This is a genomic window from Cupriavidus sp. 01L46, assembly GCF_056399905.1.
Genome location: NZ_JBFTSF010000670.1, coordinates 1 through 748 on the forward strand (window position 1 = coordinate 1; position 748 = coordinate 748).

At 62.8% G+C, this 748-nt stretch carries 3 protein-coding genes; all 3 read left to right on the forward strand.

The window, feature by feature from the left end; all coding sequences use genetic code 11:
- Nucleotides 1-147: 147 nt before the first annotated feature.
- From AC1DS3_RS39225 to AC1DS3_RS39235, 3 genes are read left to right on the forward strand one after another with little or no spacing between them, the layout of a single operon-like run.
- Entirely contained in the window at nt 148-456 is a 309-nt protein-coding gene (locus AC1DS3_RS39225) for a hypothetical protein (RefSeq protein WP_477129442.1), read from the forward strand.
- The gene (locus tag AC1DS3_RS39230) at nt 453-575 is read left to right on the forward strand and encodes a hypothetical protein (RefSeq protein WP_477129443.1); all 123 of its coding nucleotides are present in this window, start codon (nt 453-455) and stop codon (nt 573-575) included. The genes AC1DS3_RS39225 and AC1DS3_RS39230 overlap by 4 nt, the downstream gene beginning before the upstream one ends.
- A gap of 2 nt (nt 576-577) precedes the next feature.
- Nucleotides 578-745: a hypothetical protein gene (locus AC1DS3_RS39235; RefSeq protein ID WP_477129444.1), complete on the forward strand. Its 168-nt coding sequence runs from the start codon at nt 578-580 to the stop codon at nt 743-745.
- Nucleotides 746-748 lie beyond the last annotated feature (3 nt).

Here is a 748-nt window from a genome sequence, read left to right on the forward strand (position 1 = left end):
CCATCAATAGGCACTTGACTATTATCCGTTCCAGACGCGCCGCCGCTTGGAAACCCTACCCGCCAAGGCTGTGCCTGATCCGCCAGCAGGCGGCGCGCTCTCCCTCAGGGGAGTTTCCAGCCAAGGGTAGGGCTAAAGGGGTGTGACATGTCGTTACAAATTTCCACGCGTCAAAGCAAGCAGTTCCCGGGATCGGGAATGGTGAAGGTGACGGGCGATGGCGTCGAGGCCAGTTTCTGGTTCAACCCCGGGGTGGCCACGCAAGCCGATGCAGAGCGCCAGGCTCGCGAGTTCGTGGCCGCGAAAGAAGCACTGGAAGCATTGAAGGCTCTGGTTAGACTGCACGCCGGCTGGGACAAGGGTACGGCTTATATCCCGGTCAGATTCATGCACGAGAACAATGCGGCAATCGCAGCCGCACGCGCCGCCATCGCAGCAGCGGAGGGCAAGCAATGAAGCCCGCCCGCATCCACCGCACCGCCTTGGGCGGCTTCACCATCGACGGCCCGTATTTCCGCCGTCCCTCGCGCGCCGCCGTCCTGGCTGGCCGCTTCTTTCACTGGCTGGGGGCCTGACCATGGGCAAGTCTTCCGCCGCAAACGAAGCGCTGGCAGCTTGCCGCGCAATCCTGAGCCAGCCGACGAAGGCCAGCGCCGTGCCGGATTGGCAGCTAGCCGGTAAGCGCGTGGTGCTGATCAATTGGATCAACGGCCAGTACAAGGCCGTAAAAATGCGGGTGTGGTAAGCC